The following is a 22,836-nucleotide window of genomic DNA, read 5'->3' as shown; positions in this document are numbered from 1 at the left end:
GGGTTTTCTCACCTGTTTCAGATAAAAATTTATTGCTTCCTGACCATTACCATTTAAAACTAAATAAGGATAGATCTCTACAATCATGTTATACACCGCCTTATTCTATTATTTACTTATAGCACATTAACTCTAAAATTATTTCTTTATAATCCGATACTTTAGATGTGTCACGGAAGGGGAGTCAATTACTCTAGTTTTTTCCAATTCAATCTGTTTTGACCCTATAAAATCAAACAAACGAATACCATCCCCTAACAGGACAGGTACGATATGGACCTGAAATTCATCAATTAATCCTGCTTTTATATACTGTTGAATAACATTCGCTCCACCAGCAATGGAAACATCCTTAGATCCAGCATCTCTTTTTGCTTGATTTAGAGCGCTTTCAATTCCTTCGCTACTAAAGTAAAAGGTAGTTCCACCTTCTTTAACAATCTTTTCTTTTGGTTCATGCGTTAGAACATATACAGGCTTATAAAAAGGCGGGTTATCTCCCCAGTACCTTTCCCCATTATTATACATTCTTCTCCCCATCACAATGGCACCAACATTCTCTGAAGATTCTCCAATAACATCTGAATCACTATTTGCTTTTCCACCTGCAAGGCCATGTTGTTCCCGCCAGCTTGCTAATTCATATATCCATTGGTGAATTCTTTCTCCATTTTCACCAAGTGGAACCTTTGGCCCATCATTTGGTCCTGCAACATATCCATCCAATGATATCGATATATCAAATGTAACAACTCCCATTATAAACCTCCGCTTACCTATTATCTTCTATGACAAAAGCAGTCATTTCCTTGATTTTACCGCCTTTAAACTTATCTAACTTATAAATATCACAAAAAGCATATGATTTTATTTCTCCATTTTCATCAGGCATTTTCATGGTTCCTTCTATTGCTGCTGTATCACCATGGGTAATAATTTTTTTCGTTTCATATCCTTCTGCTACTACCCCTCTCATTGGTTCTAACATTTCCCTCACGTTTTCTTTGCCCACGATCGTTTGCTCACCTACCATATACCATTCAATATTCGGAGCAATATTTTCAATGAGAAAATCAACATCTCCTTTCATAAATGATTCATTAACCTTTTGGAAAAATTCCAGATTTTTTGACATAGTACTATTCCTCCTTAAAACTGAATGGTTTCATTCTAGCATGCAGAAAGCTGCTAAATTTCTTATGGATTGCTATGTTTTAGTTCTGTTTAGGAAATTCCTCATAAGTAATGGTAATGAAATTAATATTGGTGGATCATCTAGTCGAGGCTCTCGGAGTTTAATTTTTTGATGAGGAATGTCTTCGTACGGTGCGACTGTTATTGGTGTATTCGATTTGGCTCGTAAAGTTCTATGAGGAAGAAGAATGTCTGTTGCATGCATTTCAAAAGATACTGCAGTAGCCAATAAATAATATGTTCCTGGTCTAACGTCCGAAAAATAAAAATCTCCTGCAGAAGAAAGTAAGGTTCCATATAATGGTAGCCCCTCTGGAATCGGCTTTTCAAACAGACCAATTAAAATGATACCTTTAAAAACTCTTGGTGTTTCAATAGTTCCTGTCACCATGCTAGGAAACTGCTTAGATAGATTCATCCCCTCCCAATCATTCAGTTTTTTTAAGGAACTCAGGTGATTAGGTACTTGCAGTAAAGAGTTTCTAAAAGCAGATGGTGTAACACCTACCCGCTCCGTAAATCTAGTTGTGAATGTTCCCAGGCTTTGTTGCCCAATCTCCAACCCAATGTCTCTTATACTTAAATCGGTTTTTAATAATAGATCCTTTGCCCTCTGTAAACGAAGAGAAGATATATAATAATGTGGTGTAAGACCAATTCTTTCTTTAAAAATTCTTGTGAAGTGAAAAGGACTGTATGATACATGCTTTGCCAACCTTGTAAGAGAAAGAGATTCATCGAGATTTCGGTGTATAAATGCAATTACCTCATCAATTTCGGTGTAGTTGCTATTCATAAAAGTCCACCTCAAACCTAGTATATCTTATTATTAACTAAGTCTACCATATTTCACCAGTTTCTTTTTGACTATTTTCATATAAATTTGCCACCTTCCAAATCTTTTTTTCGATATTACATATGAAGACTTAGCATTGTTGAAAGGAGAAATCCGTCCTTTAGTAACCGACAGGATGAAACTCGTGGGTGGTGATTTTGTGGAAATATGAAAGAAAACAGACGATTGTCCAATTAATTTTTAAATCTATATCATATGTTAATAATGAATTACTATTTCCAATCAGAAATGGAGGAAAAGTCTATGAAGCTTTATTTAGATCCTGGCCATGGAGGATCAGATCCAGGTGCCAGTGGAAATGGACTACAAGAAAAAAATATTGTACTAGATATTGCCCTTAAGATTCGTGACCTTCTAGTAAATGACTATGAAGATGTTGAGGTCCGCATGAGCCGTACAGGTGATAGCACAAAAAGCCTCCAACAACGTACTAATGAAGCCAATTCATGGGGCGCAGATTACTATGTATCGATTCATTGTAATGCATTTAACGGTTCTGCCGATGGATATGAAGATTATATTTACAGCGGATTAGCAGATTCTTCGCAAACTGCGAGATATCGAGATATTTTACACGAGGAAATTACGAGGGTTAATCAATTACGGAATCGAGGTAAGAAAAAAGCAAATTTTCACGTACTACGAGAAACCAATATGGCTGCTTTCCTTTCAGAGAATGGGTTTATTGACAATAGCAATGACGCCTCAAAAATGCGTGACTCTTCATGGAGACAGCAAGTCGCACAAGGTCATGTGAACGGAATAGCACGTGCCTTTAATCTAACACCTAAACAAGATGATGATGATTCAGGTACCTTTTACCGTGTTATTGCCGGTTCATTTAAATCCAGAACTAATGCTGAAGAGCGAGCACAGTTTTTAATAGATAGGGGAATTGATTCCACTTTAGTTGCAGTCACTATCTCTGGTGAAACATGGTATCGTGTTCAAGCAGGAGCTTTCTCAAAGCGTGAAAATGCAGAAAGACGTTTGCGAGAAGTTAAAAATGCTGGTATTGAAGATGCTTATATTTCTAGCTAATAGACAAAGTAACCGCTAACCTAAAATAGCGGTTACTTTATGTCTACTTATATTTCCACTTCTTTCGGTTGATCACCAATTTGATTGGTCATCAATCTTATTGTTACTGGTTCTATCTCTAGAATAATATAATTCGGATCGTCTGGTCCTTCAAACCATTGTTCCATTTTCTCATTCCATAATTTCTTTTTTAATTCATTGGAGTTGTTAATCGATACTTTACCCTGATAGTCTACAAACTCATCGCCATACCCTTCTCCACCATAACCAATTAAAATATGCGTATACGGATTTTCTTCAATCTCTTCGGTCTTATCCGTATCCTTGCTTGTAGCTGTATATAGTTTTAGATTATCATGAAAAAACGTCATAAACCGAGTATGTGGTTTATTATTTTTCACCGTAGCCATTGTTCCAACTGAATGATTCTCTAACAGCTTTTCAACTTTTGCTCGTATTTCATGTTGACTCAATTAAATCATTCCTTTTTCTATAATTTGCCTTTAGTATTTCTAGATTAAATTAATTTAAACAGTCTATTGAGTGAGCAACATTAATTTTCCTTTATTAGAAAATTCGTAGCGGGGTCTTCGGACAACTGCTGTTCCCGCAGGAGTCAACTGCCCTCCACTCCAATCACTAGACTTAAAAGGAGCATCCTATGTTATTAAAAAACTAAGATGCAAAATGAATGTAGAGCCCAATAACAGCGGAGAAATACACGGAGACTCTTTGAAAAAGTTTGTCTCATCATCTAATTCAAAGAACCGCCCAATATCGGGGCGGTTCTTCATCTATGCTTCTACTCCAACACCATTAACCTGCTTTACAAATTCCTTCATCAACCCTGGCAAATCTGGCCATGCATGACCTGAAATAAGGTTTCCATCGGTATAATTCGATTCACTTCTATACGTAGCACCTACCGCTTCTACTTCTGGTTTACAAGCAATATATGCCGTTAACTCCCTACCTTTCATATACTCACCAACAGTTGTTAGTACTTGACTTGCATGACAGACAGCTGCAATCGGTTTATTTGCTTCAAAAAAGTGACCTACAATTGCAGGTACATGCTCATTTAAACGCATATGCTCTGGTGCACGTCCCCCAGGGATAATTAATCCGTCATACTCCTCTGGGTCAATATCTTCAAATTTTGCCGTCGCTTCGATGAGGTAGCCTTCTTTTTCTGTATACGTTTCCCAACCTACAAAATCATGCACTACTGTGTGTAGCTTTTTAGCAGATGATGCTGCAATCGTCGTTTGATATCCTTCCTCTAAGCAACGGAAATATGGATAGTAAATTTCCAATGCTTCTACCGCATCACCAGCTAATATGAGAACCTTTTTACTCATGAAAACTCCTCCTAAAATAGAATTATTTTACATATAATCTATATTCATATTTAAGACATAAGAAGTCCTCTTCTTTCATAAAATATTTACAAAACTATTGCTTGCCGGTTGTATAATGCTGCCACTCATAGGGTAACAGTGCTTGATATTTTCGCTGTAAAAAACGCTCATCTACTAAGGCAATGACTCCTTTATCGTTCTCAGAACGAATCAATCTTCCCCCAGCTTGTAACACTTTATTCATTCCTGGATATACATAGGCATAATCAAATCCATTCCGACCAATTGACTGGAAGTATTCCTTAATAATATCCCGTTCCAATCCTATTTGCGGAAGACCAACTCCAACAATTATAACTCCTTGCAGACGATCTCCTACTAAATCCACACCCTCAGAAAAAATCCCGCCTAATACTGCAAATCCTACCAATCTGTCATCTCGCTCTGAGTGAAAAGCTTGAAGAAACTCCTCCCTTTCTATTTCTGACATCCCTACTTCTTGTATAATCGTATTAATATGAGGGAACTCTTCCATAAACAACTCATAAACCGCCTGCATATAGCTATATGACGGAAAAAACACTAAAAAATTTCCTGGTCTTTTTTCAATGATCTCGATAAAAAACTGTACCATAGCCCCCATCGTCCGCTCACGATCATGATATTTGGTTGACAATGGTTGTATAATTACCTCCGCATTCTCCCGCATAAAAGGTGAGGGAATAGAGATTACATAATCTTCCGGACTACCACCTAACAAATTTTTATAATAATCTGCTGGTGTTAACGTCGCTGAAAAGAATACCTTTGAACGATAACCCTTCCCCATTTTTTGAATGAGTAAAGAAGGGTCTAAGCAAAACAACTTTACCTTCACTTCACTTTTATGTACCTCTACATACGTAACGAACCGCTCATCATATAGACTAGATATCTTTACAAATGCTTGGGCAGCAAAATAGGTATCCAGCAATAAGTCGTTGTCATCCCCATTCTGCACTAACTCTACTTCCACTTCTAGCACGAACATTTCCAAAAGCTGAATTAATTCTTCATCCAGTTCTTTCTGTATTAATTGTTCCTGTTTCTTAACAATTAGTAAATGGTCATTTACTGCTTTTGCAGACTTGGCTATCGCTTGATTTTTTGAACTATATTCTCGTTTTATTTGAAGAAAATTAGATTTGTATAATTCTGCTGAATACATTTCCCTAGCTCGTTCAACTAAATTATGAGCCTCATCAATTAGTAACACCGTCTGTTTTTTCTGTTCCTCGAAAAGCCTTTTTAACGAAACTCTAGGATCAAAAATATAGTTATAGTCACATATTACAGCATCAGCAGCATAAGCAAGATCCAGAGAGAATTCAAATGGACAAACTCTATGTTTGGTCGCATACGCTTCAATAACTGCTCGACTCATAAGCTTTTCATTTTCTAAAATATCTAGTACCGCTGTATTAATTCTGTCATAATATCCTTCTGCAAACGGACAATGCTCCTTCGAACAATTCATTTCCTCCTGAAAGCAGACCTTTTCCTTTGCCGTTATGGTCACTACATTCATATCCAAACCATTGTTAATTAACAAACGAAAGGCATCTTCTGCTGCAGTTCTAGTTATTGTTTTTGCTGTCAAATAGAAGACGCGCTCCACATGACCCTCACCTACCGCCTTTATGGTCGGAAAAATTGTTGAAATTGTCTTCCCTATCCCGGTAGAAGCTTTCGCAAATAAGTCCTTTTTATCTAGAATCGTTTTATAGACAGCGCCGGCTAGTTTACGTTGGCCACTTCGATATTCATCAAATGGAAATGATAACTCTCGACTAGTTCGATCTCTTCGTTCTTGATGTTTAATCCTTGTTTTTGCATAATCACCATATTGTTTAATAACATCCAAGACATATGCTTCCATTTCCTCATAGGTCATGTCACGCTGAAACTTTTTTTGTTCTTCTGTTTTTACTTGTACATAGGTTAATTGAATCGTAACTTCATTTAAGTCATGATCCCCTGCATAAATATATCCATAGAAAATAGCCTGTGCCCAGTGTACAGGGTGAGAATCCGCCATTATCTCCTCCAATGAATGGGAGGTAGATTTAATTTCATCAATTATGATGGTGCCATCTTCACGAGTCAGCAGACCGTCACAACGCCCATCAACCCGAATCACAATATCCTCAAAGGGAATTTCTGCCTGGACATATACTTCCTTATGATCACCTTCATGATATGTTTTTTGGATTTTTTGATGGATCCTTGTTCCTTCAGTCATGGAAGTCGCCGTACGAAACCCACTCTCAATACTTCCGCTTCGAAATACATATTCGACTAAATTTCTAACAGATATCTTTACTACATTCATCATCAGCTCACCTATCATTCATCATTACAATAAGTTTAGCAGTTTATGATACGTTAGGGAAAAGAAAAAATCCTAACCAATTATTAGGTTAGGATTAATCTTCTTTTACTTTACCCCTCGCTTGATTAAAGCGATTGATGATTAAAAAACCAACAAAGATTCCAACAATCCCCGTAATCCCCGCAAGATTCGGAGGGGCCGGAATTGGCAAGTTTAGTAGTGAAAAAATAGCTCCTAAAACAATTCCTGCTAGAAATGATTGAATAGTAAGTTTCAACGTGATCCCTCCTAAAATAAATTATTCACTAGCACAAATCCAGTAAAGACACCAACAATCCCCATAACACCAGCAAAATTAGGTGGAGCTGGGATTGGTAGTTCTAGTAAGGAAAAAACAATCCCTAATACAATACCTGTTAGAAAAGAGATGAATACGACAGCCAATAATATTCCTCCTAGTCTAAGAAACGGTTCCTAATTATGATACTTAATCTCTCTTAATTATTATAAAATATACTGTTATTTCAATAGCCATTCCGTAAATGAAAGTAAATCAGAAAAATAGAAGTCTGCGTCTGCTTCCGTATCTTCTCGATTCCCTACCAATACCGTCTTTGTACCTGCTTTTTTTCCTGCTTCTATATCAGGTTCTCGGTCACCAACCATATAACTTTTCGCTAAGTCAATATCATGCTTCTTAGCAAGTTCTAAAATCATTTGTGGCTCAGGCTTACGACAAGCACATCCTGAGTGCGGTTTATGTGGACAATAGGCAATATCATCAACGGTTGCATCATATTCAGCTAAATCGGCTTTCATTTTATCATGCACGTCATGGAGTGCTGTTTCCTTCATATATCCAAGTCCAATACCCCCCTGGTTGGTAACAACAAACACTTTATACCCAGCATCATTCAACCGTTTAATCGCTTCACCTACACCATCTAATAAGTAGAAATCCTTTGGCTTATTCACAAACTTCACTCTCTTGCTTAACACTTCATTAATGACACCGTCTCGGTCAAGAAAAATCCCAATATTACGCACAACTACCATCCTTTATACATTTATCTAATTATTAGTATTCCACACCAGACTCTTTTCATGATTGAATTTGTCTATCTACAATTAAAACGCTCCTAGATAACAAATTAATACAAACAATATCTTAAAACGTTTGTAATTTATAAAACGATATTTTATAATGTTTTATAAATTATGGTGAGGAGGATGTATATTTGTCGAAAGAAGATTTGTTTTGGAACGCAACAATGGAAGAATTAAAAACGGGTTTTACCTACGACCCTAGTTTAGAAGTTTACCAATGCATTATCTGTGAAAAGACGTATCAGCAAGGGATTATTTACCCTATCGACGGAACCCTGTATGAAGCTAAATTAGCGATGAGACATCACATTCAAAATAGTCACCAATCCATGTTCCATTACTTAGTTGGAATGGATAAAAAATATACAGGTCTATCTGATCTCCAAAAGGAAATTATTTCGTACTTTAAAGAAGGATTGACAGATAAAGAGATAGCTAAGAAATTAGATGCTGGCAGTACATCAACCATTCGAACACACCGTTTTAAACTCAAGGAGAAGGAAAAGCAAGCACGTGTATTTCTAGCTATCATGGATTTGCTAAAACAAGAAGATCATCTAGAACAAGACCTGATTACTATTCACAAGGGGGCCACGATGGTGGATGAACGCTATGCGATTACTAACGCTGAAAAAGAAAAAGTCTTATCCACATATTTTAAACAAGGGCTGGATGGACCGTTACATTCCTTTCCTAGTAAGGAAAAACGAAAAATTATTATTTTACAGCATCTCGTTACAAAATTTAGTTCTAATAGAAAGTACACTGAAAAAGAGGTAAACGAAATATTAAAAACCATTCACAGTGATTTTGTAACGATTAGAAGATACTTAATTGAATATGGATTTATGGATCGTAGTAAGGATGGAAGTGAATATTGGATCATTTGAACTACCCACCACTTATCGACCTTACGATTCGATTGAAGTGGGCGATTCCTAAGAACACTAACCTATAGGTCAGATATGGATTAGGCTATCCCCGCAGTCCCTGCGGTTAATCGTAATGCTTCATTACGAAGATTGATACTTGCGTTAATATCTCTTTGGTGATGACTGTTGCACGTTGGACAAGTCCATTCACGCAAAGCAAGATTTTTAACGTCTTTGTGCTTATGAAGGCGATTCATCTCCCACTTACTCGTTTGGGCTAACGCCCTTCTCATTCCTTGAAGATGGGGGTTTTCTCGCCTGTTTTAGATAAATACTGTTACCTTTAATGGTAAGTGATCAGATGCCTTTGGTTTGGTGGTTACAACTTCCACGTTTCGGATATGAAACGTAGTATTCATGAATATATAATCTAGCCTTCTTTTCGGCTGAGTGGATGGGTAGGTATACCCTGCCCCTTCTTCTCCACCAGTCTCCCAAGCATCTACCAGGATATCTGTCATTTTCTCCCATGTTCTTGAACCTGGCTTCATGTTCCAGTCACCCATTATAATCTTCGGATGTGAGCATTCAGACAAACAATTGGTGATATAGTTAGTCTGTTTATTTTGTAGAAAAGGAATCAAGCTTAAGTGTGTCACATATACTTGTATCATTTTCTCATCTAGTTGTACGGTTGCTTCTAGCAAAGAACGTCCCTCTACCAATCCTTTCACAAAGTTAAAATGATGATCTTTTTTCTTCACAATAGGATACTTTGACAATAACCCGTTCCCATACTGCCTTGCAGTATCCTTTTCCTTCGATTTTAAAGAAATAGAATGTGTAAAAGCTTGTTCCATATTTAATTCTTTAGCTAACCAATTTATTTGATCCTCAAATTCACTTCTTTTATGAAAGTTTTTATCTACTTCATTTAAACCAATGATATCTGCATTACTTTCTTTAATAACGTGAGCAATTTGGTCTAGATTAAGCTCCTTTTCAACACTTTTACCATGATGAATATTGTAAGTCATTACGGTTAGTTCCAATGTTTTCCCTTCTTTCCCTATCTTTAAAACTATTGGCATAGAATATTTGTTAAAAATCATACTAAGTTGTATACATTCATAAAGGAAGGATCGAATGAAAAAAGTGATTTATATAATTCTTATCGTCGTCCTAGTTATTGCACTTTCCTTATTTTTAATTGGTCGGAATAAAGCTAACCAATCGTTAGAAAGTGAGCATATAGATCCGACTAATAAACCCGTTATTTTATTAATTGTTGATTCATTAATGGATAATTCATTACAGCAAGCTATTCAAGAAGGACGGGCACCAGCATTAAAATTTTTAATGGAGAATGGTCATTATTATCCCGATTTTGTTAGTAGTTATCCAACCATGTCCGTTTCTATTGATAGTACCCTGTTAACTGGAAAATATCCGGATGAACATCGAATACCTGGTTTAGTTTGGTACAATAAAGCCGAAACAAGACTAATCAATTACGGAACAGCCAAGGAAGAGATATTTAAGCTAGGTATTAAACAAGTAATTGAAGACCAATTATTCCATTTAAACCATAAGCATTTAAGCAAACAAACGAAAACAATTCATGAAGAACTAGCTAATAGCGGCTTACAAACTGGATCTATTAATGCGTTAGTGTATCGTGGTAACGAACCGAAAACGATCAATTTATCAGAGACACTGGCTAACGTTGATTTAATGCCTAAAAGTGTTGACATCATGACACCAACTATTTTCTCATATGGTGCCTTTGCACAATATAGTCCTGAAAATAAGAAAAATACCCAACTCTGGGAGCGTTACGGTTTTAATGATCCATTTGTAACAGAAGAGTTAAAGTCTATTATTAAAAACGACAAACTCCCAGCATTAACGCTTGCTTACTATGCGGATTTAGATCAAGCGGTTCATAAAGATGGACCACAAAACCATATGGAAGCAATAGAGAAAGTGGATCAATATTTACAAGAAGTATTGGATAGCTATAGATCATGGGAGGAAGCATTAAAAAATAATGTTTGGATGGTCATGGGTGACAGTGGTCAAGCTCCTGTTAAAGGAGATAAAGGAGAATCGTTAATTAGTTTGCATTCGTTATTAGATGCTTATAACATCCATAAAACTTCTGAACCAATGAAAGATGATGATCAAATAGTTTTAGCCCTAAACGAGCGAATGGTATACATCTATAGTGTAGATAAATCCGTTAAACTACATGATATCGCCACTACATTACAAGAAGATGATCGGATTAACTTTATCGCATGGAAATCAAATGAAGGTGTACAAGTAGTTAATAGTGATAAAGAAGGAAATTTATTATTCCGCCCTAATGGACCTCTTACCGATCCATATGGTCAATCCTGGACAGTAGAAGGAGAGCTATCCATTCTTGATCTAAAACAGAACAATAACCAATTGGAATATGGGATATACCCAGATGCCTTAGCAAGACTTCATAGTGCCCTACATTCCCACAAAGGTACTTTTCTTATTGCGGATGCAAAGCCAGGATATGAATTTATTGGTGAAGGAACACCAACTCACCCAGGCGGCGGTTCACATGGCTCTTTACACGAAGACGATTCATTAGTTCCTTTAATAGTAACAGGAACAGATACAAAGCCTAATAACTTCCGTCTAAAAGATATGAAACCTTGGATCGAGCAATTAATTCTTGGAAATAACCAGTAATTATAGATTAGAATTAGGAGGTGATATTATTGAAGAAATACATGGTGAAGCTGATTACTTGTCTGTTGGGTGTGGTTAGTTTCCTGTTATTAGGAAACCTGACAACTTCTGCTCAACAAGAGGAGCTTCCTGAACCTGAAGGGGGGCCCGAAATGACGGAACGTGTTCGTTACCCAGTATCAAACATCATTTTACAACAAAGATATCCAGAAACAATCGTATTAAGCGGCGATCAAACTGATAATAAAATTGCTCTTACTTTTGATGATGGACCAGATCCCCGTTTTACTCCACTAATATTGGATGTATTAAGAGAATATGATGTTCAAGCAACATTCTTTCTTATGGGAGCTCGAGCTGAGGCATATCCTGAACTAGTAGAGCGAATCATCAATGAGGGACATATTATTGGAAACCATACATATTGGCATCCAAATCTAGTCGAACAAGCAGATATTGCAACACTAGAGCGAGAAGTGACAAATACTGAAAATCTGTTGTTAGAACTAATCGGATATCGAACAAAGCTATTTCGAGCACCATATGGTTTCTTATATAACGAACTCGTAGAGAAGTTAGCGGAACTAGACTACACAGTTGTAGGCTGGACTGTTGATTCCTTAGACTGGCAGGAGGAACCACCAGTAGTAATTGCTAATCAAGTTATTAATAATATTCATCCTGGTGCCATCATTCTCATGCATGATGGTGCAGAATGGGAAGGTGACAGAACCAATACCATTGAATCCCTTCATCAAATTATTCCCGAATTAATCGGACAAGGATATGAGTTTGAAACTGTTCCTGATTTACTTAATATTCCTTATCAAAAATAAAGTGAAACTTCATTCAGTGGGGGTTTCCTTCATCCCCCACTGAATGTTAGTTGAACCACTCGGACATTTACGGGCAGTTGATCCCCCACTTATCCTTCTTCACTTCAAAGTCTTGAAGTGGGGTCTTACTGCCCGTTACATGCGGGATAAAAGAAAGGCTGGAGCATAATAAAACCCTCCATTCTAAAGATCAATTATTCAGGATAATGAAGGATAGGATGTTACTTGAAGAAGCGGAAAAATGTAAACCCATGTGAAAATAACTACCCATTTTTTTATGTATAATTAGTAACACGTTTTTTCGAAAAAGCCCCATAGAGAAATCCGAACTAATACAAATTTGAATAGAAGAATTTGAATCATAGTTCGGATATCAATTGGACTATACATTTTTGTCAAACTACTCTTTAAAACTCCGCCTCTTTTAATAATCGTTTCGCTTTAATAAAGGCTACTGCATCCGCTATTTCCTCATTGCTAAGTACAATGTTATCGACTATTAACGTATGGTTCTTCATATCATTTTTATGCTGAAGATTAATTGTTCGTTTCAATTTAGTACCTTTAAGTAGATAATCAATTGATACATCAAAAAATTCAGCTATTCTCATAATATGCCTTACACTCGGCTCTTTTTTCTCCATCTCATAACTCCAAATAACACTTTTCGTAAAACCAATTTGTTCTGCCATTTGATCCGTGGTCAGAGAGCCTTGTTCACGCAACACCTTTAACCGTTTCCCAAATCCATTCATTTATGCTCACTCCACAATAATCTCGTGATTATTCCAAATATTCTATAATAATATTATCATATGTTAAAATTATGTCTATGTTAATGGTTTTTTTGATTTATTTATTTTTTCTGTGAGGATAGGAAGGATTATACTTTCATAACTGCAAAAAAAGAACGCCCGTATTTTTAGGCGTTCTATCAATTATTTATTTAACATCCATTGTGGCTTACCAAAACCTTGGAATTCTTCATCAATTATTTGTTCAAATTCATCAGATTCAATCACTTCTTTAATATCCTTTACCCATTGCTCATCTAAATCTTTAGTATTTACTACTACACGGTTACGATAGTCATCTGGCATATCTTCAAGTGCTAAAGCATCTAATAAATTCATATCTGCAGCAAGGGCAAAGTTTCCTGGAACGGCAGAAGCATCCTCTGATTCCACTAACCGTGGCAATTGCCCTGCTTCTACTTCTTCAAACTGAATATTTTTAGGATTTTCTACAATATCCTTAACAGAAGCTTTTAATGGATCTACTTCTTCGCTTATCTTAATTAATCCCTCATCCTGTAACATAATTAACGTCCTTGCAAGATTTGTTGGATCATTAGCAATTGTGATCTTGCTTCCATCCTCGATAGCATCTACACTATCAAATTTATTAGAATAAAGACCCATTGGAGCTGTTGGGACAATGATTACCTCTGATAGTTCCATCCCATGTTCTTTTGCAAATGCTTCATAGTAAATTTTATGCTGGAAAAGGTTAGCATCTAAGTCGCCATTATCTAATGCATTATTAGGTTGAATATAATCCGTAAACTCTGTATTTTTTACTTCATATCCTTTCTCTTCTAGTAAAGGAGCAATAGCTTTATTTACCATATCACTATACGGTCCAACGGTAGCACCGAATTCAATTTCTGTTTTCTCTCCATCACCAGAAGCCTCACTATCTGAACCACAAGCTGCTAATAAAGAAATAAGTAATACTGAAAATAATACCAATAAAGATTTTTTCATTTTTATTCCCTCCAATTGTAATTTTTATCGTACTTGGGCGACAAGACCCCTTCCTCAAAACAAGAAAACGTTTAGGTGAGGGAGGATGTCAAAGACTGTTTTCTCTATAAATTGACCTAAACTGCACTCCCTAGCGTTTGTTCACCGCCTTCGCTATAAAATCGCCAAGATATTGAATAAGCTGTACTAATACAATAAGAACAATAACGGTAGTAAACATAACAGTGTCATCGTAGCGATAATAACCATAGCGAATAGCTAAGTCACCGATACCTCCTCCACCAACAGTACCTGCCATAGCAGAATAACCAATTAAACTTATTGCCGTAATCGTTAACCCACTAATAAGTCCCGGCTTTGCTTCTGGAAATATAATGTCTTTTATAATGAGCCAGGGTGAAGCACCAGCCGCTACGGCTGCTTCAATAACTCCTTTATCAATCTCCCGTGCAGACGATTCCACAATTCTAGCGTAGAATGGAATCGCTGCTACCGAAAGCGATACGGATGCCGCCAGTGGTCCAGTTGTAGTATCCACTAACCACTTCGTGAATGGTAATAAAAAAACAAGCAAGATAATAAACGGGATAGAACGAATTAAATTTACGATCATACCTACAACGCTTTTCACGAGGCGGTTTTCCAAAAATAACCCGCGATCTGTCACATAGAGCAAGATTCCCATTGGCAGGCCAAGAATTAAAGCAACTAATAACCCAATACCTACCATCAGCATAGTTTCTAGAAAAGCTTGATTTAGTTCAGGTAACAAATCTACAATACTATCAAGAAACACCTTGAATCACCTCCACTTGCTGGACTCTATTCTCAAGGTAATTAATTGCTTTGTTTACTTCCGGTTGTTCTCCAATAATCTCCATGATAAAAATCCCCAAGGGTTTTTCTCGTATGTACTCTACTTTTCCATGTAGAATATTCCCTTTCACTGAATGCTGTTGGAGCATATCCGAAACGACTGCTTCTTCTGCAAGATTTCCGCGAAACTGTAATTTCACCAGGGTTCCAGTACAGTTTTGCACTAATTTAGCTGGTAACTGAAAATCTAGTACTGTTTTTATAAATTCTTTCGTTAATGACTCCATCGGATTAGCAAAAATTTCATAGGATGCACCTTGCTCAACAATTTTCCCATCCTGCATTACTGCACATCGATCACAAATTTCTTTCACAACTTCCATCTCATGGGTAATAATAACAATCGTGATCCCCAGCTCTTCATTAATCTTTTTTAATAACGATAAAATCGATTTGGTCGTACTTGGATCTAAGGCAGAGGTTGCTTCATCACAAAGGAGTACCTTCGGGTTATTCGCTAATGCTCTAGCAATACTTACTCGTTGCTTCTGTCCACCACTTAATTGGGCTGGATATTGATTCGCCTTATCGGCTAAACCTACTAGCGATAGTAATTCTAGTACTCTATCTTTCCTCTCTGCACGATCTACTCCTGCAGCCTTTAAAGCAAAAGCCACATTATCAAATACCGTTTTGGAGGAAACTAAGTAAAACCCTTGGAAAATCATACCGATCGATTGTCTAGCTTCTCTTAGCTTTTTTCCTGATAGCTGTAATAGGTCAACTCCATCAACAATAACCTTTCCAGAAGTAGGGCGCTCGAGTATATTTATACATCTCAGTAAGGTGCTTTTACCTGCCCCACTATAGCCAACGATGCCATAAATTTCTCCTTTTTGAATCGTTAAGGAAACCTTATCTACTCCTATTACTCTCTGAGACTTCGTTTCATAGACCTTTTCAATATTTTCTAAGGTGATCATCTTTATCACACTCCATAAAAAAAACCTCTTTCCATTCCGAAAGAGGGCACCAAAATTTATTGTTTAAGCCTTATCTTTCAGAATGTAATCATTCTGCAGGAGGTAGCACCACTCCATAAAGGAAGGTTGCTGTGACGTCGCTGGGCCTGTTCCCTCAGTCACTCTTGATAAGTTATTAACTTGTGAAATTAACGTTAGAAACAATCATAATCCTGAAAATCAGATTTGTCAATGCATTTTTTTACTAAAAACAAATATTTATATGGCATTATTTTTTAACTTATATTTTAGCGATGTTTAGAAAAACTTGGTATTCACCATGCCTTTGTGGTGAATGCCATAGTTGCACTTATGCAGGATAAGAAAGTTTCCTATTTGCTAAAATATGTTTAATTTCTCAATCCGATCGACTGCTTCAGCTAACCGTTCTTCACTTTCAAGAAGGCCAACTCGTAAATACCCTTCTCCATGTGGTCCAAATCCATTTCCTGGAGCTGTTACAACATGTGCCTTTTCTAGTAAAACATCAGCAAATTCTTGCGAAGTATATCGCTTTGGAACAGGAAGCCATGCGAAAAAGGTGCCTTTTGGAGCATCTACCTCCCAGCCTATTTCATTCAACCTTCCGATAAAGCGATCACGTCTAGCCTGATAGGTTTGTACCAGCTCATCAACAGCTGTTTGATCACCTAAAAGTGCTTCCGCTGCAGCCTTTTGAATCCCACCAAACAAACTGACATACAGATGATCTTGAATCAAATTAATACTTTCAATCACTGAAGGATTTCCTACTGCAAATGCTACTCTCCAGCCTGCCATATTATACGTTTTCGATAACGTATAAAATTCTACCCCAATATCCTTAGCACCTGCTGCTTGCAAGAAGCTTCGTGGCTTCTCCCCATCAAATCCAATTGCGCCATATGCAAGATCATGTGCGACACAAATATTGTAACGCTTTGCTAGCTTTACCGTTTCATCAAAAAATTCCTTGGTAGCTGTAGCTGATGTCGGGTTATTCGGGTAGTTCAAAAACATTAATTTAGCACGTTTCAATGTTTGATCATCAAGCATGGAATAATCCGGTAAAAAATCATTCTCTTTCAAGAGTGGCATCAAAGAAGTTGAAGCATCTGCTAATGCAATGCCTGACATATAATCCGGGTAGCCTGGATCAGGTAAAAGCGCTAAATCACCTGGATTAAGTAAACACTGGCTTAATTCTACCAACCCTGTTTTAGCACCAAACAAAACCGCTACTTCTGTTTGTGGATCTAGCTCAACTCCATATTCTCGATTATAAAACGTAGCTATAGCCTGTTTTAAAAACATATGCCCCTGAAACGGAGAATATTTATGAAAATTTGGGTTTTCAGCAGCCAGTTTTAATTCCTCTACAATATGAGATGGGGTTGGCAAATCTGGATTTCCCTGACCTAGATTAATCACATCATGTCCCTCTTTAGCCAACGATTGTGCTTTTAAAACAAGCTTAGCGAAAAACTGCTCTGGTAGTCTTTTCAACATTTCCGATTGCTCAAAACTTTGCATGGGTTTCACCCTCCTAGAATAAACGATTTCAAATTCTAGTTACCTATCATAGCCATATGTTTGTAATTTGTAAAGATTAAAACATCTTGACAGAAAATTCATCGAGTGTCATAATTGTCAGCAATATAATAACTCTTATCAAGAGAAGGCGGAGGGAATGGCCCTATGAAGCCCGGCAACCGATAATATTTTTATTACACGGTGCTAAATCCTGCGAATCATTGCGAGATAAGAGGAAGCGGAGCGTAAAAACCTCTTCCTTTTTTAGGAAGAGGTTTTTTTAATCTAGAGGAGTGGAGTGAGAATATGCAAACATTAGAAGTTAGGGGGGCGCCTAATCATTATGTATGTGATCGAGGAGTACTTGAAAGTTTGCCTGGTAGGTTAAGAGAAAACAAGCTAACGAAAGGAATCGTTCTTCGAGGAAATAAATCATGGCAAGCCGCTGAAGATTACTTTTCAGGCTTGGAGTTGCCTTTAACTGATGTCATATATAATGGTGAATGTACATATGAAGAAGTAAATAGAGTTAGTGATCTTGCTTCTAAAAATGAAGCTGACTTTGTTTTAGCCGTTGGTGGGGGAAAAATTCTAGATATCGCAAAAGCAGTAGGTGACTCGATTAACTTACCAGTAATTCTGGTACCAACATTAGCGTCGAATTGTGCCGCATGGACTCCACTTAGTGTATTCTATGATGATCAGGGGAACTTTTTAACCTACAAAATCTTCACGAAAAATACGTTTATGGTGCTAGTTGAACCAGAAATTATTATTAATTCCCCTGTAGAATATTTGAAAGCTGGTATTGGTGATACCATAGCTAAATGGTACGAAGCAGATGTCCTAACACGACCAATTGATCCAAAACCTATTGCTGTAGAGGTAGCTCTGCACGCAGCTAAACAATGTCGTAATGTTTTATTAGAAGAAGGAACTAATGCAATATCAGCGCTACATTCGAAACAGGTTAATTCTTCCTTTATCCGCGTTATTGAAACAATTATTATGGCTGGTGGTATGGTTGGTAGCTTTGGCGATCAATACGGTAGAATATCTGGAGCTCACTCCATTCATAATGGATTAACTACCGTTCCAGAAACACATCAATACTTGCATGGAGATAAGGTAGCATATGGGGTATTGGTGCAATTATCCTTAGAAAAAAGATTTGATGAAATTGATTATCTGTTATCCTATTATCAAGAACTAGAATTACCTGTTTCATTAATTGAACTTGGGATTAGAGAAAATGTAGAAGAGTCGATTCAGCGGATTGCGGAGGCAGCAACAAAAGATGGAGAATCGATCCATCTGATGAACATTTCTAATGCAAATGAAGTTGCGGAAGGCATTCGTTTATTAGAATCACATCTCTGTTAGACAACTTGACATTCACCAAGCTTTTATAGTGAATGAATTAGTTGCACTTATGCAGACCTGCGCTTACTCGTCATTCTCTAGATTCAGTATGACCTTTAATAATTCAGCATTTTGGAGAATAATTCAGTATTTCAAGTGGTTAATTCAGCATTTCCGAGATTTATTCAGCATATCGATCAGGAACTGGCGCTAAAACTGGACGCGGTTGTTCCTGTAAAGGAATCAAACGTCACCTAGTAAAAAAAGCCGTTAGATAAGGAGGCAGTTATGGGTTTAAGAATAGCTTTATTACAAATGGATATTGTTTTTGGTAATCCTTCAGAGAATTATAAGAACGTGGAGAACCATTTTGAAACACTTCCAACAAACGAAATAGATATAGTCGTCCTTCCAGAGTTATGGACAACGGGCTATGATTTAACTAGATTAGATGAGATCGCAGATAAAGACGGAACTGAATCGGTAGAATTTATCAGTAGTCTTGCTAAAAAGTACCATGTAAGTATTGTAGCAGGTTCTATTGCAAAGAAGCATTCAGATGCAACCGTTACGAATACTTTATTGATTGTAAATCGTCAAGGTGAATTAATAAAAGAATATAGTAAAGCACACCTCTTTCGACTGATGGATGAAGAAAAGCACTTAATCGAAGGGAATAGTAATGGGATCTTTGAACTTGAAGAACATAGAAGCGCTGGTGTCATTTGTTATGATATACGTTTTCCAGAATGGATTCGTACCCATATGTTAGATGATACGAAAATTCTATATGTTGTCGCCGAATGGCCAAAGCCAAGGATTGATCATTGGCGGGCCCTTCTTGTCAGTCGAGCAATAGAAAATCAATGCTTTGTTGTTGCTTGTAACAGGGTTGGCTCCGATCCAAACAACCAATTTGGTGGCCACTCTATTATTATTGGACCATGGGGAGAGGTAATTGCAGAAGCTGATGAAGTAGAAACGGTTCTTTTTGGTGAGATTGATGTAGATCAAGTTGATAAAGTAAGAAGTACCATACCAATTTTCAGCGACCGGCGTCCAGAAATTTATAAGTTGTAATGAAAAAGAGGACCAGCTTGGTCCTCTTTTTCATTTGATACCATAAGCTTTACACTTATCATAAAAGCTTGTTTTTCCAATACCTAGTAATTGTGCCGCTTTTAGTTTGCTACCCCGAGTAAATTCTAACGTATTTATAATAGTTTGCTTTTCAACCATTGCAACTGTATCTTTTAAAGGTTGAATCGGCAATAACGAGAGATTTATTTCATCCCTTTTCACATGGGTCTCTTGCTGGTGTACATTTTCTTCCTCTTTCTTTAACTCCCTTAAATATAAGGGTAAATCGTTCCATTTGATAATATGATCATCTAACACATTAATAGCACGTTCAAGAACATTTTCAAGCTCCCTTACATTTCCTGGCCATGAGTGTTGTTTGAATCTCTCGAGCACTTCCGGGGATAACATAACACCCTTTCGGTAAAATTTCTTTTCTAGTTTTTTCAGCAACATTTCAGACAGTATTTTTATATCTTCTTTTCTATTTCGAAGAGAGGGAATCTCTAATTGTATGACATTTAATCGATAGTATAAATCTTTACGAAATGTCCCTTCTTCCACCATCTTTTGAATATCCTGATGTGTCGCTGCGATAATCCGCACATCGATAGGTACTGTTTTTTGTCCTCCTACTGGTTGAATTTCCCTTTCCTGTAGGGCTCGTAATAATTTACTTTGCATGGAAAGAGGCATATCCCCAATCTCATCTAAAAAAACGGTACCATTTTTAGCAACTTCAAATAAGCCTTTTTTACCACCCTTTTTCGCACCTGTAAAAGCCCCATCTTCATACCCAAACAACTCTGATTCTAATAATTCTTCGGGAATAGATGCACAATTAATCGGTACAAAAGGATGGTGACCTCGTAAACTACTATTATGAATCGCATTCGCAAAAAGCTCTTTTCCAGTTCCAGATTCACCAGTAATCAAAACAGATGAGTCACTCCCGGAAATCACCTTTGCAAATTCCTTTATTTTCTTAAAAGAGGGACTATCGCCAACTAAATCATCAAAAGTATACTTGCTTTTCAGTTCCTTCTCTACTTCTGATCTATAATAGCTTAAGTCATTAACTAGTTGTTGAATATTATTTTTAAAGCCTCTCAAATCTTCGGGATCTGGAAAGTTTACGGTTCCAACTGCCCCAACTATCTCACCATCTATTACAATAGGAAACCTACTTGCCACCATAACACTACCATTAATCGGTTGGAAGTCTTGAATTTCTTCTTTCCCCGTTTTGGCGACAATATGCATTCTTGTATTTTCAATCACATCCTGAACAGGTTTTCCTATTACCTCTTCCATTGTTGTATTAATAAAGTCACAATAAGCTTTATCCATATACATGACAATGCCTTCTTGGTTAACAACTACAATGCGTTCGTTTAATAGACTAATTATTTCTTCTAACCACTCTCTTGAAAGCATTTTCATATATTTCCACCCCTTTTTAAGGCTAATTATTTTCTATCTCTTTATTGTAACAGAATATAATAAGCCGATTAATAGAAATATTTTGTAATTTTAACTGGAGTCAATCTCCAAGAGAGTATAGGTTAGAAAAGGTATTTGAATATCTTTTAATAGATTCCCATTGCCGCCATAACAATAGCAACAGCTGTAGCAACAATCGGAATAACAATTCCAACAACGGCAATATCTTTATAACTATCTTTATGTGTCATACCTGTAATCGTAAGAACCGTTAATACGGCACCATTATGCGGTAGTACGTCTAACCCCCCTGATGCTAAAGAAGCAATACGGTGAAAAGCCTCTGGAGCAATTCCTGAAGTTTGGGCAAGCTCATAGTATTTATCACCAAGTGCTTCTAGTGCGATCCCCATACCTCCTGAAGCAGAACCAGTTGCACCAGCTAAAAGGTTAACAGCAACAGCTTCTGAGACTAGTGGATTACCTGGAATACCCATTAATAATTCTGTAATTTTTTTAAATCCTGGAACATTTTGTACCACTGTTCCAAATCCAACTGCAGCACTTGTATTAATAATCGCTGTAACAGAACTAACTGCACCTTCGTTAATCGACTTAACAAAACCTTTGATTTTCGACAGGTTAAGAACAAGTATTAAAAGATTACCGACAATAAGAGCAACAACAATGTCCCATTTCAATAAATTTAATGTGAGAATAACTGTTACTAATGGTAACAATGATACCCAAACATTTGGGTCTTTTCCTTCCACATCAAGAATATTTTTATCTTTTGGTTCCTCAAATACTTCCCCTTTTTCTGTTAATTGCTTTTGCCTCCAGATTAAGTAAAAGTACCCTCCAACACTCATAATAATGGCTGCTACAATTCCCATAAATGGTGCTGCCATCGGATCTGTTTGAAAGTATGGCATTGGAATCAGATTTTGAATTTGTGGTGTCCCTGGTAGTGCTGTCATCGTAAACGTGAATGCACCTAATGCAACGGTAGCAGGCAATAGTTTTCTACTAATATTCGCTTCACGGAATAAGGATAATGCAAGTGGATAAATAGCAAACACGACAACAAATAAGCTAATACCACCATATGTTAATACAGCTGCTGCTAATAATACACCTAATATAGCACGCTTTTTGCCCATTAATTTAGCTAAGGATATAGCAATGGATCTCGCCATAGCTGTATCAGCCATTAACTTACCAAAAACCGCACTAAGCATAAATACTGGAAACCATTGCTTTGCAAATCCTACAAACCCACTCATATAGGTATCTGTATACGCTTCAAGTAAATCTAGTCCTCCTGTTAACGCAACAACTCCAGCTGCAATTGGAGCTACCCAGATAATAGACCAACCTCTAAAGGCAAGCACCATTAATACGATAAGACCTAAAATTATACCAAACATAAAAACGCTCCTTATTATTTATTCGTTTTTTTAACTC

23 protein-coding genes, 1 pseudogene and 2 riboswitches are annotated in these 22,836 nt (G+C 36.9%); of the genes and pseudogenes, 6 read left to right on the top strand and 18 right to left on the bottom strand.

Translation table 11 applies throughout. From position 1 onward, the window contains the following. Positions 1 to 138: 138 nt before the first annotated feature. The 3 genes from GMD78_RS09500 to GMD78_RS09490 all read right to left on the bottom strand — a co-directional run bounded on the left by GMD78_RS09500 (position 139) and on the right by GMD78_RS09490 (position 1,990). Positions 139 to 759, bottom strand: coding sequence for a dihydrofolate reductase family protein (locus GMD78_RS09500; protein ID WP_155668591.1), 621 nt, complete (start codon positions 757 to 759; stop codon positions 139 to 141). 13 nt (positions 760 to 772) lie between these two features. Continuing rightward, on the bottom strand, positions 773 to 1,135 hold the full coding sequence (locus GMD78_RS09495) for a nuclear transport factor 2 family protein (protein WP_155668590.1): 363 nt from the start codon (positions 1,133 to 1,135) through the stop codon (positions 773 to 775). A gap of 72 nt (positions 1,136 to 1,207) precedes the next feature. Further along, positions 1,208 to 1,990 carry a helix-turn-helix domain-containing protein gene (locus GMD78_RS09490; protein ID WP_155668589.1) on the bottom strand — a complete coding sequence of 261 codons (783 nt, stop codon included), beginning with the start codon at positions 1,988 to 1,990 and terminating at the stop codon, positions 1,208 to 1,210. Positions 1,991 to 2,293: 303 nt separating this feature from the next. Between GMD78_RS09490 and GMD78_RS09485 the strand changes: the two genes are divergently transcribed. Next, a complete protein-coding gene (locus GMD78_RS09485) occupies positions 2,294 to 3,091 on the top strand; it encodes an N-acetylmuramoyl-L-alanine amidase (RefSeq protein ID WP_155668588.1) in 798 nt (265 codons plus the stop codon). 47 nt (positions 3,092 to 3,138) lie between these two features. Here the strand turns inward: GMD78_RS09485 and GMD78_RS09480 are convergent, their stop codons facing one another. From GMD78_RS09480 to GMD78_RS09455, 6 genes are all read right to left on the bottom strand, one after another. Then, positions 3,139 to 3,564 carry a pyridoxamine 5'-phosphate oxidase family protein gene (locus GMD78_RS09480; protein ID WP_155668587.1) on the bottom strand — a complete coding sequence of 142 codons (426 nt, stop codon included), beginning with the start codon at positions 3,562 to 3,564 and terminating at the stop codon, positions 3,139 to 3,141. Between the two features lie 321 nt (positions 3,565 to 3,885). Further along, complete coding sequence (locus GMD78_RS09475; protein WP_155668586.1) at positions 3,886 to 4,452, bottom strand: DJ-1/PfpI family protein; 567 nt, start codon at positions 4,450 to 4,452, stop codon at positions 3,886 to 3,888. Between the two features lie 94 nt (positions 4,453 to 4,546). Further along, positions 4,547 to 6,826 (bottom strand): ATP-dependent DNA helicase, encoded by a 2,280-nt coding sequence (locus tag GMD78_RS09470; RefSeq protein WP_155668585.1) that lies wholly within the window; start codon positions 6,824 to 6,826, stop codon positions 4,547 to 4,549. A 91-nt stretch (positions 6,827 to 6,917) separates the two neighbouring features. Beyond that, positions 6,918 to 7,100: a XapX domain-containing protein gene (locus GMD78_RS09465; RefSeq protein ID WP_155668584.1), complete on the bottom strand. Its 183-nt coding sequence runs from the start codon at positions 7,098 to 7,100 to the stop codon at positions 6,918 to 6,920. 11 nt (positions 7,101 to 7,111) lie between these two features. Next, the gene (locus tag GMD78_RS09460; protein WP_155668583.1) at positions 7,112 to 7,267 is read right to left on the bottom strand and encodes a XapX domain-containing protein; all 156 of its coding nucleotides are present in this window, start codon (positions 7,265 to 7,267) and stop codon (positions 7,112 to 7,114) included. A gap of 75 nt (positions 7,268 to 7,342) precedes the next feature. Further along, positions 7,343 to 7,870 carry a D-glycero-alpha-D-manno-heptose-1,7-bisphosphate 7-phosphatase gene (locus tag GMD78_RS09455; RefSeq protein WP_343042227.1) on the bottom strand — a complete coding sequence of 176 codons (528 nt, stop codon included), beginning with the start codon at positions 7,868 to 7,870 and terminating at the stop codon, positions 7,343 to 7,345. 224 nt (positions 7,871 to 8,094) lie between these two features. Between GMD78_RS09455 and GMD78_RS09450 the strand changes: the two genes are divergently transcribed. Continuing rightward, positions 8,095 to 8,820, top strand: a complete 726-nt coding sequence (locus GMD78_RS09450) for a DUF2087 domain-containing protein (RefSeq protein ID WP_155668735.1) — start codon at positions 8,095 to 8,097, stop codon at positions 8,818 to 8,820. A gap of 80 nt (positions 8,821 to 8,900) precedes the next feature. Here GMD78_RS09450 and GMD78_RS09445 read toward each other — a convergent pair. Further along, a pseudogene (locus GMD78_RS09445) lies at positions 8,901 to 9,047 on the bottom strand (zinc ribbon domain-containing protein); the annotation flags it as partial. A gap of 78 nt (positions 9,048 to 9,125) precedes the next feature. After that, positions 9,126 to 9,854, bottom strand: a complete 729-nt coding sequence (locus GMD78_RS09440; RefSeq protein ID WP_246187617.1) for an endonuclease/exonuclease/phosphatase family protein — start codon at positions 9,852 to 9,854, stop codon at positions 9,126 to 9,128. A gap of 94 nt (positions 9,855 to 9,948) precedes the next feature. Between GMD78_RS09440 and GMD78_RS09435 the strand changes: the two genes are divergently transcribed. Continuing rightward, the gene (locus GMD78_RS09435; protein WP_155668580.1) at positions 9,949 to 11,532 is read left to right on the top strand and encodes an alkaline phosphatase family protein; all 1,584 of its coding nucleotides are present in this window, start codon (positions 9,949 to 9,951) and stop codon (positions 11,530 to 11,532) included. Positions 11,533 to 11,561: 29 nt separating this feature from the next. After that, positions 11,562 to 12,368, top strand: a complete 807-nt coding sequence (locus GMD78_RS09430; RefSeq protein ID WP_246187616.1) for a polysaccharide deacetylase family protein — start codon at positions 11,562 to 11,564, stop codon at positions 12,366 to 12,368. A gap of 407 nt (positions 12,369 to 12,775) precedes the next feature. On the opposite strand, the gene GMD78_RS09425 is transcribed toward GMD78_RS09430, so the two are convergent. From GMD78_RS09425 to GMD78_RS09405, 5 genes are all read right to left on the bottom strand, one after another. After that, positions 12,776 to 13,123, bottom strand: a complete 348-nt coding sequence (locus tag GMD78_RS09425) for a helix-turn-helix domain-containing protein (protein WP_155668579.1) — start codon at positions 13,121 to 13,123, stop codon at positions 12,776 to 12,778. A 183-nt stretch (positions 13,124 to 13,306) separates the two neighbouring features. Further along, on the bottom strand, positions 13,307 to 14,134 hold the full coding sequence (locus GMD78_RS09420; RefSeq protein WP_155668578.1) for a MetQ/NlpA family ABC transporter substrate-binding protein: 828 nt from the start codon (positions 14,132 to 14,134) through the stop codon (positions 13,307 to 13,309). A 130-nt stretch (positions 14,135 to 14,264) separates the two neighbouring features. Beyond that, positions 14,265 to 14,930, bottom strand: a complete 666-nt coding sequence (locus tag GMD78_RS09415; RefSeq protein ID WP_343042226.1) for a methionine ABC transporter permease — start codon at positions 14,928 to 14,930, stop codon at positions 14,265 to 14,267. Further along, on the bottom strand, positions 14,920 to 15,933 hold the full coding sequence (locus GMD78_RS09410) for a methionine ABC transporter ATP-binding protein (RefSeq protein WP_155668577.1): 1,014 nt from the start codon (positions 15,931 to 15,933) through the stop codon (positions 14,920 to 14,922). Before GMD78_RS09410 ends, GMD78_RS09415 begins: the two co-directional genes overlap by 11 nt. Positions 15,934 to 16,000: 67 nt before the next feature. Next, positions 16,001 to 16,107: riboswitch (SAM riboswitch) on the bottom strand. A 204-nt stretch (positions 16,108 to 16,311) separates the two neighbouring features. Beyond that, positions 16,312 to 17,484, bottom strand: coding sequence for a pyridoxal phosphate-dependent aminotransferase (locus tag GMD78_RS09405; RefSeq protein WP_155668576.1), 1,173 nt, complete (start codon positions 17,482 to 17,484; stop codon positions 16,312 to 16,314). A 132-nt stretch (positions 17,485 to 17,616) separates the two neighbouring features. Continuing rightward, positions 17,617 to 17,719, top strand: a riboswitch (SAM riboswitch). Positions 17,720 to 17,790: 71 nt separating this feature from the next. Here GMD78_RS09405 and GMD78_RS09400 point away from each other — a divergent pair. Both GMD78_RS09400 and GMD78_RS09395 read left to right on the top strand, forming a co-directional pair. Further along, complete coding sequence (locus tag GMD78_RS09400; protein WP_155668575.1) at positions 17,791 to 18,867, top strand: iron-containing alcohol dehydrogenase family protein; 1,077 nt, start codon at positions 17,791 to 17,793, stop codon at positions 18,865 to 18,867. Between the two features lie 267 nt (positions 18,868 to 19,134). Then, positions 19,135 to 19,926, top strand: a complete 792-nt coding sequence (locus GMD78_RS09395; protein ID WP_155668574.1) for a carbon-nitrogen family hydrolase — start codon at positions 19,135 to 19,137, stop codon at positions 19,924 to 19,926. A gap of 30 nt (positions 19,927 to 19,956) precedes the next feature. Here the strand turns inward: GMD78_RS09395 and GMD78_RS09390 are convergent, their stop codons facing one another. Both GMD78_RS09390 and GMD78_RS09385 read right to left on the bottom strand, forming a co-directional pair. Continuing rightward, positions 19,957 to 21,369 (bottom strand): sigma-54 interaction domain-containing protein, encoded by a 1,413-nt coding sequence (locus GMD78_RS09390; RefSeq protein ID WP_155668573.1) that lies wholly within the window; start codon positions 21,367 to 21,369, stop codon positions 19,957 to 19,959. Positions 21,370 to 21,515: 146 nt separating this feature from the next. Continuing rightward, positions 21,516 to 22,799, bottom strand: a complete 1,284-nt coding sequence (locus GMD78_RS09385) for a GntP family permease (protein ID WP_155668572.1) — start codon at positions 22,797 to 22,799, stop codon at positions 21,516 to 21,518. Positions 22,800 to 22,836: the final 37 nt, after the last annotated feature.

Source organism: Ornithinibacillus caprae, assembly GCF_009728145.1.
GTDB classification, from domain to species: Bacteria; Bacillota; Bacilli; order Bacillales; family Amphibacillaceae; genus Ornithinibacillus; species Ornithinibacillus caprae.
The sequence above is the reverse complement of the archived record's forward strand: the minus strand, read 5'-3'. Positions and strand labels throughout refer to the sequence as shown.

Coding starts and splice junctions, on each gene's coding strand:
- GMD78_RS09475 (WP_155668586.1), bottom strand. CDS start 4,452: ATGAGTAAAAAGGTTCTCATATTAGCTGGTGATGCGGTAGAAGCATTG.
- GMD78_RS09390 (WP_155668573.1), bottom strand. CDS start 21,369: ATGAAAATGCTTTCAAGAGAGTGGTTAGAAGAAATAATTAGTCTATTA.
- GMD78_RS09405 (WP_155668576.1), bottom strand. CDS start 17,484: ATGCAAAGTTTTGAGCAATCGGAAATGTTGAAAAGACTACCAGAGCAG.
- GMD78_RS09485 (WP_155668588.1), top strand. CDS start 2,294: ATGAAGCTTTATTTAGATCCTGGCCATGGAGGATCAGATCCAGGTGCC.
- GMD78_RS09490 (WP_155668589.1), bottom strand. CDS start 1,990: ATGAATAGCAACTACACCGAAATTGATGAGGTAATTGCATTTATACAC.
- GMD78_RS09500 (WP_155668591.1), bottom strand. CDS start 759: ATGGGAGTTGTTACATTTGATATATCGATATCATTGGATGGATATGTT.
- GMD78_RS09420 (WP_155668578.1), bottom strand. CDS start 14,134: ATGAAAAAATCTTTATTGGTATTATTTTCAGTATTACTTATTTCTTTA.
- GMD78_RS09425 (WP_155668579.1), bottom strand. CDS start 13,123: ATGAATGGATTTGGGAAACGGTTAAAGGTGTTGCGTGAACAAGGCTCT.
- GMD78_RS09450 (WP_155668735.1), top strand. CDS start 8,095: ATGGAAGAATTAAAAACGGGTTTTACCTACGACCCTAGTTTAGAAGTT.
- GMD78_RS09495 (WP_155668590.1), bottom strand. CDS start 1,135: ATGTCAAAAAATCTGGAATTTTTCCAAAAGGTTAATGAATCATTTATG.
- GMD78_RS09410 (WP_155668577.1), bottom strand. CDS start 15,933: ATGATCACCTTAGAAAATATTGAAAAGGTCTATGAAACGAAGTCTCAG.
- GMD78_RS09400 (WP_155668575.1), top strand. CDS start 17,791: ATGCAAACATTAGAAGTTAGGGGGGCGCCTAATCATTATGTATGTGAT.
- GMD78_RS09385 (WP_155668572.1), bottom strand. CDS start 22,799: ATGTTTGGTATAATTTTAGGTCTTATCGTATTAATGGTGCTTGCCTTT.
- GMD78_RS09435 (WP_155668580.1), top strand. CDS start 9,949: ATGAAAAAAGTGATTTATATAATTCTTATCGTCGTCCTAGTTATTGCA.
- GMD78_RS09395 (WP_155668574.1), top strand. CDS start 19,135: ATGGGTTTAAGAATAGCTTTATTACAAATGGATATTGTTTTTGGTAAT.
- GMD78_RS09470 (WP_155668585.1), bottom strand. CDS start 6,826: ATGATGAATGTAGTAAAGATATCTGTTAGAAATTTAGTCGAATATGTA.